Genomic DNA, 15325 nt, shown 5'->3' with positions numbered 1-15325 from the left:
CCCCAACGACGCGAACCCGGGTACCGCGATCGCCACCGCCCGCCGCACCGGCGGCACCGGCGGCGGCTCAGCGACCGGGACGTCCGCGCCTGGGTTGATACCGCCCGCGTCGGCGGCCCCCCGCGCCGCCGCGAGGGCCGGGTCGGCCACCATTACCGGGGCGACACCGGCGTTCTCGATAAACACCTTCTCCAGCAGCGGCATCTGTGCTGCCCCACCGGCGCAGTAGACGCCGGCGATGCTGCCCGGATCCACTTCGGCCGCGGTGATCGCTTCGGTCGTCAGCTGCGCTGCCCGGCACAGCACCGGGCGCGCCGCCTGCTCCAACATCTGCCCGTTGACCACGGCCGCCGGCCCGGCGGGCAGCGGGACGGTGACCGCGGGGTGGTCGGTGAGCGCGTGCTTGGCGGCCTGAACACTCGCTGCGAGCGCCCACCTCTCGCCCTCACCGGCGGTCGAGGTGCCCTCGCCTCCGGTCAGGATGGTGGTCAACGCGTGGTCGATCGCGGTACCGCCAGCGCCCGGGTCGGCCAAGGTAGCGAGGACCTCGAACCCGACCGGCCCGCGCCGCAGGACACTGACCTCGGCGCCTGCGCCCACGTCGCACACGACAACGAAGGACCCGACCGGCAGCTGCACGCCGCAGGCCACGAGATGCTGCGCTACGGCCACCGGCGCCTCGACCAACCGCGGCTGCGCCAGCCCCGCGCGGTGCGCGGCGTGGCGCATCCAGGTACGCCGTCGCGGCCCCCACCCGGCCGGCACCACGAGCCGCACATCCTCGATCGGGAACCCCGCCGTGCGCTGCGCCTCGTCGGCGACCCGCCGTAGCGTCGCCGCGACCACGTCCAGCGCCTCCACCTCCGTGCCGGCGACAGTCAGCTGCTGCTCGGGAGACCGGCGGGGTGCCGGGATGAACCTGTCCGGTTGCGTGGCGGCGCCCTGCCAGGCTCGCTGGCCGGTCAGCAGGTTCCCGTCAGGGGCCAGGAACACCGCGCTGGGCAGCGCTGGTTGGCCATCGAACATCAGCGGCGCCGACGTGCCGTCGGGCCATGCCAGCACCGCCACGGTGCTGGCGCTGCCGCAGTCGATCGCCAGGCGCGCCTCCCCCGTACCCATAGACCTCAGTCAAACATGAGGATCACATTCACGTCACCCGCGAATTACTCACAGCCATCAAAACCGGGGTCCGGCGGAGGACCGCCCGGAGCCGCCAGCGTAGGTGCACGGCGGCCGGCCGAACCCTGACTCGAACCCGGCGCGGGGCTGCCGACGACTTGACCCGATAGCGCACCGTCGATATCCAACCTGTCCACACCACCCTTGTTGGAGGAAGCCATGAAGCCACGCACCAGCCCGAGATCCGCACAAGCACAAGCTATCGCCGACAGGTGGACGCAGGCGGCGCTGTCCTGCGAACCCGCCGACCACGCGCGCGCCGAGGCCGCCGTCGGTCTGGCCTACTGGGCGGCAGGGCACCCCGAACCCTCCCGATTCCTCTGGTGCCCCTCTCCCCCCGCCGCTATGGAACAGCTGCACCGTGTCATCGGCGACGGGCACACGTCGCTGGTCACGTCGGTCCGGCGCGACAACCTCAACCGGTCCCTCGCCGCCGCGCGGGCGCCGATCTGGGAGCAGACCAGCAAGCTCGACCGGCTCACGGCCCACGGGGACTTCCACCAGTTCATGGAGTGGACGGGCTACTACGGCGAACAGCGCTACGACGGCGTCGAAGCCCGCTACGACCTCATGCAGTACCCCTACCGCTGCAACCCGGTCACCGAACCCGAAGGCGCCGCCCTCGCACCCGTGCTGCACGCGGTGCGGCAGGTGTACGACCTCGCGCATGCCCCGATCTGGGCGAGCATCGACCGCAACATCACCGCCAGCTATACCCTGGTGCCCGCCAGGTTCTGGGACACCGGGAGCAGCATCGTGGACCAGGACGACGAGGGCCACGCCGTCGTCCGCTACTGCCTGAACCCGCGCGACTGGTTCTTCGAACCAGCCTGGAACTTCTACCCCGATTGGCTCCTTCTCGCCGCCATCGACACCTACCAACAGATGCTCGGAATCACTCCTGATCCCGCCTGGGAAGGGTGCAGGGAGGTGGCGCTGGCTGCAGGGCCGTGGTGGCCATTCGCCGACGTCGCGGTCATGAGCGAACGTCCCACTCGTCTGCGGGTCAATGGGCTGGGCCAGCTGCACGTCGAAGACGAGCCGGTGGTCGTCGGGCCCGATGGGAGCCAGACGTGAGCCCGCGACGGCAACATGCTTCCGCCACCGTGACCAGTGGTCACAGACGGGGATGCGCTCGTGCCCAATGCCGATCTTCGGACTGACAGGCGGCGTACGAGGACGAGGCGGCCAGGCTCTCACACTGGGCCTGGCCGCCCCTCCGTCACAACGACTAACGCTGCAGATCGCCCGGCTAAGGGTCAGGAGGCGCAGGTGTTCAGCATGCTCTGCAGGGCGGACTTCTCCGACGACTGCAGGCTCAGACCCCAGGCATACTTCACGGTGATCCACATCTTGCTGTAGGTGCATCGGTAGGACGACAGGGGCGGCTGCCAGGTGGAGGGGTCTTGGTCGCCCTTGGCCTGGTTGACGTTGTCGGTGACAGCGACCAGCTGCGGGCGGGTCAGGTCGTTGGCGAAGCTTTGTCGCCGGCTGGTGGTCCATCCGCTGGCACCGGATCGCCATGCCTCGGCAAGGGGTACCACGTGGTCGATGTCGACGTCGGAGGCGGCGGACCAGGTCCCGCCGTCGTACGGGCTGTACCAGCGGCCCGACAACGCAGCGCAGCTGCTGTCGGTGACGACGGAGGTGCCGTCGCGCTTGAGGACGGTCTCGCGGGTGTTGCAGGTGCCGCTGATGGTGATCCAGTGCGGGAACAGGTCCCGGGAGTACCCGCTCGTCGAGCCTTCAGTGCGGACGGTCAGCGCGTTGAGCTGTGACTGGGCGGTCGACTTGGACGGGATGCCGGGAGGCGTCGCCAGCGCTGGCGCAGCGTCCACGGCGAGTAGGTAGGCGGCGATCAGGGCCACGGCGGCTGCGGCGGTGACGGCTCGCCGCCACAGCACGGGTCGGGGGGACTGTCGGGTGACTGGCATGAAGGCCTCCTCGGGAGCGCGATGAACAGCGACCATCTCGGCCGAGCATGTCCATCGAAGGTCGCCTTTGCGAAGAGGGAAAGGGCTTTCTGCAAATACTGGTCCCGTGCCAGCTTGCCGGCGCCGCGCCAGCGACCGGGCGGGCAAGCCTCTTGCCGCTGGTGTGCTCGCGCGTGTCGGCATGGCTCCGGCGCGGCGATGGTCGCTTCGGCGGCGTCTACAGTAAGGCTCTCAGGCTGGTAGCACACCTGGAGGTGTCAGCCGGCTGGGCTAAGACACGCTCTTAAGGACAAGCAGGATCAGTCGCTCGCCAAGTGTCGGCGCGTCGCATCCGGGCCGGGATCGTCGATCCCGGCCCCTTGTGCGGGCACGTCAGAGCTGCTGCCTGACGACCGCCGGGGCCTGCTCCAGCACCGCGGACGGCAGCTGCGGCCCTGCCGGCAGTGCCAGCGGCGCCTTGGCCCGGGTGACCAGCTCCACCACGGTCCGGCTGAGCCGCTCCGAAGACTCCGACATGGACCGGTTGGCGCTGACAATAGCCCCGACCACGTCGGCCCGGGCCTGCTGCCCGTAGCGGACGGCGTCCTCGATTCCCCGGGCCTGCGCGTCGATCGACTCGGCGACCGCCAGGATGGTCTCCGGGCGGACGGTCGGGGTCTGGATCACCCGGGCGATCTGCGGCACCGCCGTCTTCGACGCCGTCGCGTACGCCGACAGCACGTCGTTGGCGCCGTCGGCGACCGCCTGCTGCATGTCGGCGGCCTGGTTGGCCTGCAGCAGCAGCGCCCACTGGGCGATGGTGAGCTTCATCGTCGGGATGGTCAGGTTGATCAGCAGCGCCAGCCGCTGACCGAGCCCATAGTTGAGGGTTCGGATGTTGCGTACCTGCGGTGAGGTGGACCAGGCGACGAAGAGCCGCTGCTGGAACTCGTTGATCCGCACCTCGAGGGCCTGAATGAACTCGGTGACCACCGACAGCCGCTCCCGGCGGTCCCGCTCGTCCGGCGCACCGGGAGTGACGACGATGGACTTCGCCTCGCCGAGGGCCTCGTCGCGGACCAGCTCCATCACCGCGATCGCGCCGACCAGCTGGCCGATGGCCGCCTCGTTGGCCTTGTAGAGCTCGTCACAGAGCACCACGTTACGGCGCAGCTGCAGCTGCTTGTCGCTGAGCTGCCCGGCGACCCGGTCGAGCTGCTGCTCGACGGTGCGCGCCTCCTCGAAGAGCATCTCCAGCAGGTCCCGGCCCTTTCGGAACAGGCCGCGGATGGCGTCGGAGAACTTGGTGAAGGTCTCCCGCACCTTGGGGTCGCTCGGGTCGTACTTGCGGCGGAATCCGCGCATCCGGTCGTTGATCTCGTGCATGATGCTGGTCAGCTCCGGGATGTCGACCCGGCCGATCTCTCGGAAGATCCGGCTGACCTGGGCGTTGACCTGGTCGAGCGCCTGGTTGCCGAAGCTCGCCAGCGCCTCGGTGTTGACCAGCATCGTCGGGTAGAGCTGCCGGGCCGCCTGCCGCGCCTGGTCGAATTGCGCTGGGGTGAGCAGCTCCTTGCAGGCAAACGTCGCCGGCTCGGCGCCGGCGGACAGTGCGGTGGTGATGGCGGCGTCGGCGGCGCCGGCGGGCGGGTCGGCCTGCCCGCCGACGATGGTGCCGAAGTCGATCTGCAGTCCCTCACTCATGGCAGTTTCCTTATCCGCAGGTGGTGGCGTTCTTTATGCAGCCGAGCAGGGCGAGCGTCACGTCTGCGGCGGGCGCGGGCGCGGCGCGGATCTGGTCGGCGAGGCCGATGCCGGGGAAGTCGCCGACGTCGTTGGCGCCGACCTGCACGGCGGAGCGGAAGCCGTACCGCTTCCAGGCGATTTGCTGGATCTTCGGATCCTTCATCGCCTCGGCGAACCGGCCGGCATCGGGATCGAGGGCCAGCACCGGGTGGTCGCTGTAGATGGTCGGGTCCGGGTAGAGCACTCGGACGTTCTTCAGCAGAGTGGCGCTGGCGTCGCCACTCTGCACCACCTGCTGGATGATCTGGTTCTCGTAACCGGCGTAGAGCGGCGCCTTGAACTCCCCGCCCTGGGTGAGCCACTCCCGGAACCCTGAGTCGGAGCTGCGCGACTGCAGACCCTGCGCGTCGTGCAGGGCACGCATGGTGGGAAGCGCCTTGCGGGCCTGGGCCAGGCTCGGCGCGGAAAAACCGTCGGCAGTGGCGATGATGCCGAGCTGCAGCTGGGCCATGGTGAAACCGCTGTTGGACTTGGCCGGGTCGGTACTGGAAACGGTGATCGGGCCGCGTAGGTCGGCTGCACCGAGCTGCTCCCAGGTGCCCCGCTTGACCACGTGGTCCAGGAGTAGGGCCTTCATGTTCACCACGAAGTACCGGTCGCCGCGACGCTGCACAATGCCCTTCTTCAGCAGCGCGTCGGTGCCGCGCGGCCCGGCGTAGATGACCTCCGGCGACTGGAGCACGTTCTCGGCCCGGTAGCCGGCGAACGCCCCGGCGTGCTGTGCCTCGAAGACGCCCTGGGCGCTGGCGCTCGAGGGCCAGAGGCAGTCCAGCTTACGGGCCTTGATCTCCTCGGTGCTCAACTGCACCTGGTCGTACGAACCGAGCGGTTGGAAGGCCACCTCCAGCCGGTAGTCGTCGCGCAGGACCCGTTTGACCTCCGCGTCGGCCATCAGCTCCGACTTTTCCGAACCGCCGACGCAGGTGACGGTGGTGGGCGGGCCGGCGGTGGCCGGGGTGCTGCCCGACCGCTTCCAGAGCACCGCCGCGACGACGCAGACGGCGATCACCGTGACCAGTCCGATCAGGAACCGGATGCTCGGCAATCTCAACGTGACTCCTTCATCGGCCCAGGTCGGGCAGGCTCGGTGGGGCGACGGTGTCCAGGTTGGCGGTGTACTGCGCGATCTCGCCCTGGTTGACCAAGCGGACGCTGTCCAGGGCGAAGTCGGCGAAGCGGCGAAACGCCTGCTCGCCGTCACGTTGCAGCCGCTCCGGATCGTGGTAGAGCACGGGCTGGCGCTGGATGTCCAGGTACTGTCGGACCACCCCGTCCAGGCTGCGTAGATGCCCGCCGACCTGGGCTGCGGTGGAGTAGAGGCTGTCCGGTGAGCGGTCCCGGACCCGGTCGAACAGCTCCGGGACGTACCGGCAGGCGTCTGTCAGCGCACTGCGGGCCTCGGGGCGGCGGACGTCGCGGGCGAGTCGTTCGATGCCGCGCACCACCCGTAGCGCCTCCTCGACCCGGCCACGGGCGTCATCGGCGTAGCTGTCGCTGTCGACCCGCGCGGGGGTGCGGTCGTCGATCATCAGGTAGAGCCCGATGGCGGTGGCCAGGGCGAGCAGCGGCGCCCAGATCAGGCTGTCGGTTGCCAGGAAGACCGCCGCGAAGGTGGTCACCGCGGCGGCCAGCGCGACGGGAGCGGCGAGCCGATGCCTCACTTGTAACCCGCCGCCTGCCGCAGCGCGGCGACTAGGTCGTTCTGCTGCACCAAGGTGCCGTTGGTGGCGGCCGTGATCTCCTCCAGCTGACGCGGGTCGGCGTCCCGGCCGAACGCGATGGCGACCACTGGCACACCGGCGGACTTCAGGGCGCTGAGCGCCTCGTCCCGCTGCTTGGCGCTGGACTGGCCGTCGGTCATCAGCACCACCAGGCGCTTGCGGTCGCCGGTCTGCGGTCCGGTCAGCTCCTGTGTGGCGCGCAGTAGACAGGCGTACATGTTGGTGCCGCCCTCGGGTTCGTAGTCGGTGACCTTGCGGGCCAGGTCGCGCAGCGCGCCGCCGTCGTTGCCCCGCACCTGCCAGGGGCTGCCCCCGGTGACCCCGCCGTTGAAGATGGTGACTGTGGTGGCGTCCTGGGGATGGGTCTGCAGGAAGTTCCGCGCAGCCTGGTCCGGGTCGAAGATCTGCCCGGCGGCGGCCTGGATGCCGGTCCAACCGTCGTTGTCGCGCATCGAGCCGCTGCCGTCGAGGCAGTAGTAGGCGGCGACCGGTCGGCGGTAGCGGGTCTGGTAGCGGTCCAGCGCGGCCTGGATCACCGGCGCCGACGGGTACTGGATGCCCTGCTCGTTGATGGTGCCCTGGATGCCCCACGCCGGGTTGAAGACCGCCGGGTCGGGCTTGTCGAGGGTGAGCCCGACGCTCGCGGCCGGTCGGCGGCCCAGCTTGAGCAGCGCGGCCTGCGCGTCGGCGTCCTTCAGCAGATGGTCCTGCAGCTCGGTGAAGATCCGCCGGGCGCCGTCGTTGGCGTCGTGCGGGAGGAAGCCCAGCGGTGCGTCGCTGACCGCCAGCGAACCCCGGGGGTATGCGACCAGCAGCGGCTCCTTGCCGGCCTTGACCAGCTCGGTGTTCTTCTCGATGACCAGGTCCTCATAGGTGAACATGGCCCGGCACTGGTCGGGGTGGGCGAGGCACTCGGTCATCAGGGTGCCGGTGGAGGGCGGGGTCTGGTCCATCGCCTTGATGAACCGGGTGACGCCCTGCTCGACGGCGGGCGAATCGAGCTGCTGCTGGGTGAGCGGCGTGCCGGGGCCGTTGCCGGCGAAGTAATTCATGAAGCCGAACAGCACGGCGGCACCGGAGTTCGACTGGGTGGGGTTGGTGATCCAGACCCGGGTCCGGCCGGACTCGACGGCGGTCAGGATGTCGGCGATCGGCACGTCGGAGCGGCCGGCGAAGCCCAGCCGGGTCATCTCGGAGCGCCAGGCGGCGAAGATCACCGGGGTGAGGAACATCGGCCGGACGTCCTGCAGCGCGCTCGCCCGGTCGCCGAGTTGGAGGAAGACGCTTGAGGCGAACCAGTACGCGTCGTAGTCGCGGCTGCCGCTGGCCAGCATCCGGGCCTGGTCGACCGAGCCCTTGAACGTCACCTCGCAGGTGTACCTCCTGCTTGCGCACCAGGGCTTGACGATCGTGTCGACCACGCTCTGCTGCTCGCTGCCGGCGACGATCCGGAGCGCGCCCGGCCTCGGCGGGCCGGTCCGGCCCGGCTCGCCCTTCTCGCTCGTGCAGCCGGTCACCAGCACCAGCATGATGGCGGCTAGCGCCGTGAACCTCGTGGCCCGCACGTGCACCCCGTTCCTGCTCGGTCAACACCCACATTCGAGTGGATCGAGGTCGTTGGTAGCACCGGCAAACCAACGGCACGGCCACGAGATGGTGAACTTCAGGTGCCGCGCACGTTGGCCCCGGATCACTTCCCGCTGCTCGTGCTCCGGGTTGCCCCCGAGGACCAGGGTTCAGGGTTCGGCTCCGGTGAGCGCCCAGACGTTGACCAGTAGCGCCGCGCCCATGGCGGCGGCCACCAGGACGGCCAGGGCGCCGGCGAACAGAAAGCCGCACAGCCCGCAGAGCGCCGCGCCTACCAGTGCGAAGGTGGCGGCGGGCCACCGCCACCGCCAAGCCCCGGGCAGCGACGCCCCGGCCGGGAGGATGACGAAGTCGTGCAGAGCGCCGCCCACGTCGGGACGTTCTTCCAGCACCACCCGTTCCGCGGTTGGTGTCGCAGCCGCCCGATGGGAACCAGCCGGGAATCTCGATGACCACCCGGCGTTTCGACGAGAGGTCGCCATGGATACCACCAGGTCGTCCTCGGCGCTGGCCTCCTCCGGGTCGGCCGGGAACCCGCGGGGCGGGGGCTCGGCCGGGTCATAGGCGACCGGGAAGGCCTGGCTGGTGCCAGTCGCCGCCGGGGCGGGAGAGGTTCCCGCTGGTGGGCGATTCCGCCGGGCCGCGGAGTCCTGTGGCCGGATTGCGGCGGGGAGGCCAGCCGCACGATCCTGGCGGGTTCCTGCGGGTTCGGGGAAGCCGCCACCGGGTGGGTTTGCCCAGTGTCGTCGGTTTCGTCGCCGTAGGCTTGTTCGATCATGGTCTCTTGTCGCGCCCGCGATCTCCGTGCCGTGTTCGCAGTGCCGGCGTTCCGTCGGCTGCTGGTGGTGCGTCTGGGTGGGCAGTTCACCGACGGGGTGTTCCAGGCGGCGTTGGCGGGCAGTGTGCTGTTCAACCCGGATCGGCGGGCCACGCCGACGGCGATCGCGTTCGCCGCGGCGGTGCTGGTCCTGCCGTATTCGCTGGTGGGTCCGTTCGCTGGTGTCCTGCTGGACAGGTGGAGCCGGCGGACGGTGACCGTGTGGACGAATCTGGTCCGGGCCGGTCTCGTGCTGCCGATCGCCGCCCTGGTCTTCGTGGGGTCGGAAGGGCCGCTGTTCTTCGTCGCGGCGCTGGTGGTGATCGGGTTGGGGCGGTTGTTGCTGTCCGGGCTGTCTGCGGCGACTCCGCACGTGGTTTCCGAAGAGCGGCTGGTGACCGCCAACGCGGTCGCGGGCACTGCGGGGTCGGTGGCGTACTCGGTGGGGCTGGGCTGCACTCTGCTGTTGCAGCGCACCGTGTTCCCGGCGGGGGATGCCGGCTACGCCGCGATCGCCCTGTCCGCGCCGGTCGGCTACCTGGCCTTCGCCGCGCTGGCGCGGTTCGGTTTCGCCCGCTATGAGCTGGGGCCTGACCTTGTGGTGGCGCACCGCCCGCGGGTGGCGGGTGAGGCGGCGGCGGTGGTGCGGGGGATGGCCGGCGGAGTGCGGCACCTGGCGCGGGCGCGGGGCGCGGCGTACGCGGTGGCGGTGCAGGCTGGGTTCCGGGTGTTGTTCGGGGTGCTGGCCCTGGCGATGCTGCTGCTCTACCGCGACCGGTTCGCCGGCGACGATCTCGACGGGGTGCCGGCGCAGCTGGGGCTGGTCTTCGCCGCGGGCGCGGCGGGGGGCTGATTGCCGCTGTCGCCACTCCGCCGGTGACACGGCGGGTCGGCGGGTGGCGGTGGGTGACCGGGCTGCTCGCGGGGTCGCGGTGGCGCTGCCGGTGTTCGGGTTGCCGTTCTCCCCGCTGTTGCTGGTGGTGGTCGTGCTGGTGGTCAACGTCGCCGGGCACGGCATCAAGATCGTGGTGGACACGATGGTGCAGCACGAGTGCGCCGACGCGTTCCGGGGCCGGGTGTTCGCGGTGAACGACACCACGTTCAATCTCGCTTACGTGCTCGGCATGGTGGCGGCTTCCCTGGCCGTCCCCGACGACGGACGCTCACCGCTGCTGCTCGCCGCAGCTGCGGCCGGGTTCGCGGTGCTCGCGGTCGGCTACGGGATCATCGGCGGCCGGTGGGCGCGTGCCGCCGGCGACGACATCGCCGGGCCTGTTGCGGCGAAGACCGCCGCCGAGGACTGACGGAGTTCGAACATGCGGCGGCCACGAAGGGATTGCCGTCGTGGCCGCCGCATGTCGTCTCACCGTCGCCGCATGCTGCGCTGGCCGGGGTCAGCTCTTGAGGGCGTCCTTGATCTTTTCGCCGGCCTGCTTGACGTTGGCGCTAGCCTGGTCGCCGCGGCCCTCGGCTTCGAGGCGCTCGTCGTGGGTGGCCCGGCCGGTGCCTTCCTTGAGCTTGCCGGCGGCCTCTTCGGAGGCGTTGCTGATCTTGTCGTCGATGCCCATGAAGCCTCCTACCTCAGTGCTTGGCGCTGCATCGAGGCCAGTACCCCGGGTTGTCGGCGCTGAACCACCCCGGGCTCAGGTGCTCAGGCCGGATGCTGTGGGGGTGGGCGTGGGCTGCCGGTCGATGTCGGGTTCGAGGTAGACGACCTTTGCGGTGGGCTGGGCGTGGCGCAGGCGGGCCTCAGCGTCGTCGATGGTCGCGGCGATGGTGGCGCCGTCGTCGGCGGCGTCGATGGCGATCTTCGCCGCGACGAGGAGTTCGTCGGGGCCCAGGTGCATGGTGCGCAGGTGGATGACCCGGTCGACGCCGGGCGTGGACAGCAGCGCGGTGTGGATCGCGGCGACTTCCTCGGGCAGTGCGGCCTCGCCGATGAGCAGGCTCTTGATCTCGGTGGCGAGGATGATCGCGATGCTGACCAGGAGCAGGCCGATGCAGCCCGTGGCGATGCCGTCGAAGATGCCATTGCCGGTGAGCACGCTCAGGCCGACGCCGAGCAGTGCGAGGACGAGGCCGAGCAGGGCGCCGGCGTCCTCGAGGAGGATCACGGGCAGTTCGGGGGCGCGGGAGCGGCGGACGAACGCGATCCAGCTGCGGGTGCCGCGGGTGCGGTTGGCCTCGCCGACGGCGGTGCGCAGGGCGTAGCCCTCCAGGGCCATGGCGATGAGCAGCACGGCCACGGCGACCAGCGGTGAGGTCAGCTCCTGCGGGTGGGTGATCTTGTGGTAGCTCTCGTAGAGGGCGTAGAGGCCGCCGAGGGTGAACAGGATGATGGCCACGAGGAAGGCGTAGATGTAGCGCTCGCGGGCGTAGCCGAAGGGGTGCAGCGCCGAGGCGGCGCGGCGGGCGCGTTTGCCGCCGATGAGCAGCAGCGCCTGGTTGGTGGAGTCCGCGATCGAGTGCACGCCCTCGGCGAGCATCGACGCCGACCCGGTGACCGCCGCGGCGACGAACTTGCTGACCCCGATGCCCAGGTTCGCGACCAGTGCCGTCACCACGGCCTTGGTACTGCCTTCCGCCGCCATCGGCCGTTCTCCCTCGTCAAGCCCTGTCGGGTGGGTGATCAGTCTGCCAGTGCCGTGCCGCCCACCGGCAGAGGAGGTGCCTGTGGGCGCCGCAGCGGACAGCATGACGCCGGCCCGCGCCGAGGCGCTGAGCCGGCGTCATGGGTGAAGAGATCAGTGGACGCGGCGGCGGCCGTAGGCGCCGGCGGCGACCGCGACGCCGATCGCGGCGAAGATGACCTGAATGAACAGCTCGATCCAGTCGATGCCCTTGGTGTCGGCCACGCCGAGGGCACTGGCGACGATGGTGCCGAGGATCGCGGCGACCACGCCGATGACCAGGGTCAGCCAGATCGGGATGTCCTGCTTGCCCGGTACGACCAGCCGGCCCAACGCGCCGATGATCAGACCGATGATGATGGCGGTGAGGATGCCGGTAACTTCCACGAGAGCCGTCCCTCCACAGGGGTTGTCGTCGGTTCCGATCATTGCCCTACCGCGCAAGCGACGAAACCACCCAGCGACCGTGTGGTGGCGGGCGGACGCCCGGCGACCAGGAGCCTGGCCGCCGGGCGTCACCGGGAGGGCGAGCAGGGCGCTGGCGGGGTAGGCGTACCCCCGTTTCAGGACTCAGCCTTCGTCGCCGCCGTCCTCGTCGTCGCCGAAGGAGTCGAAGACTTCGTCGGCGATCATTCCGCCGGCGAAGCCGAGCGCCGCGCCGCCGACCACGCCGGCGGCGACCGCACCCATGCCGGGGCCGCGCCGTTCGTGGTGGTACTCCTCCTTGTAGTGGCCGCCGCCTTGGCCGTAGGCGGCGTGGCCGTAGACGGGCGGGGGGTAGCCGCCCGGCGTGCCGTAGGCGTGCGTGGGCTGGCCGTACGCGGGTTGGCCGTAGCCATGGCCGGTGTGCCGGCTGTGGTGCTGCTCGAGGGCCTGGCGGACCCAGTCGTCGACCTGCGCGGCCCAGTCCATCCGGTCGGCGTCGGCATGGGCGGCGTGGTAGCGACCGTAGGTGTCGTGACCGCCGAAGAGGAACCCGCCGCGCTTGTCGAACTCCAGAACGACGTCCACGCCGTGCTCGTTGGTGACGAAGGTCAGCTCGACCTCGTTGACGGTGTGGGCGTACCGCGGCGCGGGGAAGTACTCGATCTCCTGGTAGAACGGCAGGCTCTGGTGCAGGCCGGAGATGTGGCCGCGCTCGAGGTCGGCGCCCTTGAACTGGAAGCCAAGCGACCCGAACGCCTCCAGGATGCGTTCCTGCACCGGCAGCGGGTGCACGTACACCGGGTCGAGGTCGCCCTTGTCGACCGCGCCGCGGACGGCGACCTCGGTGCGCAGGCCCATGGTCATGCCGTGCAGGTGCTGCCCGTACACGCTGGTCACCGGGGTCTCCCAGGGGACCGGGACCTGGAACGGCAGCGACAGGTGTTGCCCTTCCCGCAGGTGCAGGCCACCGGCGACCTGGGCGCGGTGGAACTCGACGAACGCGTCGTACTCCCCGCCCGCGTTCTCCTGCTCGACCCGGGTGACGAGGCCGACCGTGACGTGGTCGATCGCCACATCGTGGCTGCCGCCGGTCAGGTTCACCTGCCCGCCCAGGCTCAGCCCCGGGCGGGTGTTCGGATTGGACAGGACCGTGTCGACGCTGGGCCCGCCCACCCCGAACGCGCCCAGCATCTTCTTGAACACCACGAAGGTCTCCCTCGACGACCAATCGAACGCACGACACCGGCAGCGGAGGTGAAACTTCCACCCGAGCCCTTGCGTCGCAACGAGATCAACGGCGTCCATAATGGATGCCGTCGCGAGCTGACCCTATCAGCGCAACCTGCAAAGTAGCTGAGTGCATTCGTTCAGTTACCGTGAGGTGGGGTGGCGTTCCGGGTCAGGACGCTCGTCATGGTGTGCGGGTTTTGTGCGACTCCGGTGAGGTAGGCCGCTGGTCGCCGAAGGCGCCGCGGACGAGCCGGTTGCTGTCGTCCTGGTAAGGCCCGAGGTGGCGAGGAGGTCGCTGACCGTGGTACGGAGCTGCGCGACCACGACGCTGCCGAAGAAGCCGACGCCGTCGCGGGAGGCCTGCCCGGCCTCACATACCGCACGTAGCGCCTGTTCCCGCGCAGCCTGGGGTTCCGTGCCGGCGGCGAACTCGTGCCGCAGCGCCCGCACCGCCTCGGCAAGAGCACGCACGGCGCGGGGCATGGCCGAGGGCACGTGCTCGTCGTCCTCGATCAGCGTCACCGACCGGCGGATGAGGGTGCCGCTGTTGCGCATCGACCGGTCGATGGGCTCGGCGGCCCGGGCGTACTGGTTGAGCGGGCTGCGGCGGCGGTGCCAGTGCAGCGGAGACAAGGTGGTCGCCTCCCGCGCCCCTTCCACGGCTTCGCTGAGGGCCTGCAACTCGTCCTTGTTCTGCCGCAGCCGATCGCGGGCCCGCCGGGCCGCCTCCGCGTGGCGGCCGGACAGGGCCGCGGGCGGTGGCGTCGAGTTGGTTGGCCAGCAGGTCCAGCGCCGGACGGGCGGCACGGTTGATCACCCGCAGCGGGTTCAGGGGCAGCAGCACCGTGGCGACCAGCAGCGCCACGCCGCCACCGACGAACGCATCGACGAAGCGGGGCACCTCCAGGTCTCGCACCGTCGGGCTGAGGGTGGCGATCAGCACCCCCGGTGGCCGCCCCCTGCAACACCACCGCGACACTGCCACCGAGGAAGATCGACACGAGGATGGCCAGCACCACCACCAGGCCCAGTTGCCATGCCCCTGTGCCGACCAGAAGCAGCAGGGCGCCGCCGATGAGCGCGCCGAGGGCGACACCGATGATCAGCTCCATGGGGCGGCGCAGCCGCTGCCCCACCGAGGTGGCGAGGGTGCCCACCGCCGAGATCGGCGCGAACACCGGCTCCGGGTTGCCCATAGTTCGTGCGCGGCGAGCCAGCCAGCGCGGCCGCCAGGCCCGCCTGCACCGCGAGGCCACCACCGGCGCGCACCCGGTGCCACCGCTCGCGCAACGTGCCGCCGGACCGGTGACGCAGCGGACCGGCAGCGGCGGCGAGTTGCCGGCGCTGCGCGCTGCCCGGCGTCGCGGCGCGCGTGGGCCCGCCGCCAGGTTCTCCGCCGCCGCGCATGGCCGCTGTTGCCCCGCCCGACCCCGATGACACCTCCGGCGGTCGCCCACCCCGGGCCCGGAACGGGCTTCTCATCGGACCGGCCGAGCCGCATCCAGCGGCGCAAGGCTTCGTCAGCGGCGCCGTCGCCCTGGGCCGCAGGGGTGTGGTCGGGGCGTAGAGGGTGGCGTCGCCGCCCTGTTCGTCACGATCAGCGGCCGGCCGTCGCCGGTGAGCAGCAACGCCTCGGCGTCGTGCGGGCCGTCCGGGTACGTCATGCGGTGCAGCACGGGCCGGTCAGCTCCCGGCGCGAGTGTCCACACCGCGATCGCCTGCCGGGAGCGGTTGTTGTCGCCGATGTCGGCCGCCCAGATCGTGCCGTCCACGCCCATCGCCAGGTCCTCGGTGTCGCGTGGCCGTGAGGGATAGGGCACCGTCCGCACGACCGCGCACTCGCGGTCGAGGAAGAAGATCCGGCGGCGGGGCTCCTCGTCGGCGCTGTCGTTGACCACGACGAACCCGTCGTCGGTGGCGACCATTCCGGAGATCTCGGTCAGCCGGCTGTCACCCACCTGGCACACGGGCGACCCGCGCCCCGGCACGGGGGTAGCGGACGGACTGGCCGCCGCT

The 15325-nt window shown here is 70.6% G+C and carries 15 protein-coding genes and 1 pseudogene; 3 read left to right on the top strand and 13 right to left on the bottom strand.

Annotated features, from left to right (window positions below):
- On the bottom strand, nt 1–1119 hold a 1119-nt coding region (locus B0E53_RS12945), incomplete at its 3' end, for an Hsp70 family protein (protein WP_146167662.1).
- 405 nt (nt 1120–1524) lie between these two features.
- Between B0E53_RS12945 and B0E53_RS12940 the strand changes: the two genes are divergently transcribed.
- Nucleotides 1525–2256, top strand: a complete 732-nt coding sequence (locus B0E53_RS12940) for a DUF6745 domain-containing protein (protein ID WP_107076291.1) — start codon at nt 1525–1527, stop codon at nt 2254–2256.
- A 182-nt stretch (nt 2257–2438) separates the two neighbouring features.
- On the opposite strand, the gene B0E53_RS12935 is transcribed toward B0E53_RS12940, so the two are convergent.
- From B0E53_RS12935 to B0E53_RS12910, 6 genes are all read right to left on the bottom strand, one after another.
- The gene (locus B0E53_RS12935; RefSeq protein WP_107076290.1) at nt 2439–3113 is read right to left on the bottom strand and encodes an HNH endonuclease family protein; all 675 of its coding nucleotides are present in this window, start codon (nt 3111–3113) and stop codon (nt 2439–2441) included.
- 372 nt (nt 3114–3485) lie between these two features.
- Entirely contained in the window at nt 3486–4796 is a 1311-nt protein-coding gene (locus tag B0E53_RS12930; protein ID WP_107076289.1) for a toxic anion resistance protein, read from the bottom strand.
- Between the two features lie 10 nt (nt 4797–4806).
- The gene (locus tag B0E53_RS12925) at nt 4807–5949 is read right to left on the bottom strand and encodes a hypothetical protein (protein ID WP_210406047.1); all 1143 of its coding nucleotides are present in this window, start codon (nt 5947–5949) and stop codon (nt 4807–4809) included.
- Nucleotides 5950–5959: 10 nt separating this feature from the next.
- Entirely contained in the window at nt 5960–6559 is a 600-nt protein-coding gene (locus B0E53_RS12920) for a 5-bromo-4-chloroindolyl phosphate hydrolysis family protein (RefSeq protein WP_107076287.1), read from the bottom strand.
- Entirely contained in the window at nt 6556–8184 is a 1629-nt protein-coding gene (locus B0E53_RS12915) for a vWA domain-containing protein (protein WP_146167661.1), read from the bottom strand. The genes B0E53_RS12920 and B0E53_RS12915 overlap by 4 nt, the downstream gene beginning before the upstream one ends.
- Before the next feature lie 171 nt (nt 8185–8355).
- Entirely contained in the window at nt 8356–8598 is a 243-nt protein-coding gene (locus tag B0E53_RS12910; RefSeq protein ID WP_146167660.1) for a hypothetical protein, read from the bottom strand.
- Between the two features lie 426 nt (nt 8599–9024).
- Here B0E53_RS12910 and B0E53_RS12905 point away from each other — a divergent pair, with 426 nt between their 5' ends.
- Complete coding sequence (locus B0E53_RS12905) at nt 9025–9876, top strand: MFS transporter (RefSeq protein ID WP_107076284.1); 852 nt, start codon at nt 9025–9027, stop codon at nt 9874–9876.
- A 43-nt stretch (nt 9877–9919) separates the two neighbouring features.
- Nucleotides 9920–10327, top strand: coding sequence for an MFS transporter (locus B0E53_RS12900; RefSeq protein ID WP_146167659.1), 408 nt, complete (start codon nt 9920–9922; stop codon nt 10325–10327).
- 90 nt (nt 10328–10417) lie between these two features.
- On the opposite strand, the gene B0E53_RS12895 is transcribed toward B0E53_RS12900, so the two are convergent.
- From B0E53_RS12895 to B0E53_RS12870, 6 genes and pseudogenes are all read right to left on the bottom strand, one after another.
- On the bottom strand, nt 10418–10591 hold the full coding sequence (locus B0E53_RS12895; protein ID WP_107076282.1) for a CsbD family protein: 174 nt from the start codon (nt 10589–10591) through the stop codon (nt 10418–10420).
- A 75-nt stretch (nt 10592–10666) separates the two neighbouring features.
- Nucleotides 10667–11584 (bottom strand): cation diffusion facilitator family transporter, encoded by a 918-nt coding sequence (locus B0E53_RS12890; protein WP_348639658.1) that lies wholly within the window; start codon nt 11582–11584, stop codon nt 10667–10669.
- Between the two features lie 183 nt (nt 11585–11767).
- On the bottom strand, nt 11768–12040 hold the full coding sequence (locus B0E53_RS12885) for a GlsB/YeaQ/YmgE family stress response membrane protein (protein WP_107076280.1): 273 nt from the start codon (nt 12038–12040) through the stop codon (nt 11768–11770).
- 183 nt (nt 12041–12223) lie between these two features.
- Nucleotides 12224–13285, bottom strand: coding sequence for a sporulation protein (locus tag B0E53_RS12880; RefSeq protein WP_107076279.1), 1062 nt, complete (start codon nt 13283–13285; stop codon nt 12224–12226).
- A 205-nt stretch (nt 13286–13490) separates the two neighbouring features.
- Nucleotides 13491–14623 (bottom strand): annotated as a pseudogene (locus B0E53_RS12875) (FUSC family protein).
- Nucleotides 14624–14829: 206 nt separating this feature from the next.
- The gene (locus B0E53_RS12870) at nt 14830–15267 is read right to left on the bottom strand and encodes a hypothetical protein (protein WP_107076278.1); all 438 of its coding nucleotides are present in this window, start codon (nt 15265–15267) and stop codon (nt 14830–14832) included.
- Nucleotides 15268–15325 lie beyond the last annotated feature (58 nt).

This window comes from Micromonospora sp. MH33, assembly GCF_003013775.1.
In the GTDB taxonomy this organism is placed as follows: domain Bacteria; phylum Actinomycetota; class Actinomycetes; order Mycobacteriales; family Micromonosporaceae; genus Micromonospora; species Micromonospora fulviviridis.
The sequence above is the reverse complement of the archived record's forward strand: the minus strand, read 5'-3'. Positions and strand labels throughout refer to the sequence as shown.

Coding starts and splice junctions, on each gene's coding strand:
- B0E53_RS12930 (WP_107076289.1), bottom strand. CDS start 4,796: ATGAGTGAGGGACTGCAGATCGACTTCGGCACCATCGTCGGCGGGCAG.
- B0E53_RS12935 (WP_107076290.1), bottom strand. CDS start 3,113: ATGCCAGTCACCCGACAGTCCCCCCGACCCGTGCTGTGGCGGCGAGCC.
- B0E53_RS12895 (WP_107076282.1), bottom strand. CDS start 10,591: ATGGGCATCGACGACAAGATCAGCAACGCCTCCGAAGAGGCCGCCGGC.
- B0E53_RS12940 (WP_107076291.1), top strand. CDS start 1,525: ATGGAACAGCTGCACCGTGTCATCGGCGACGGGCACACGTCGCTGGTC.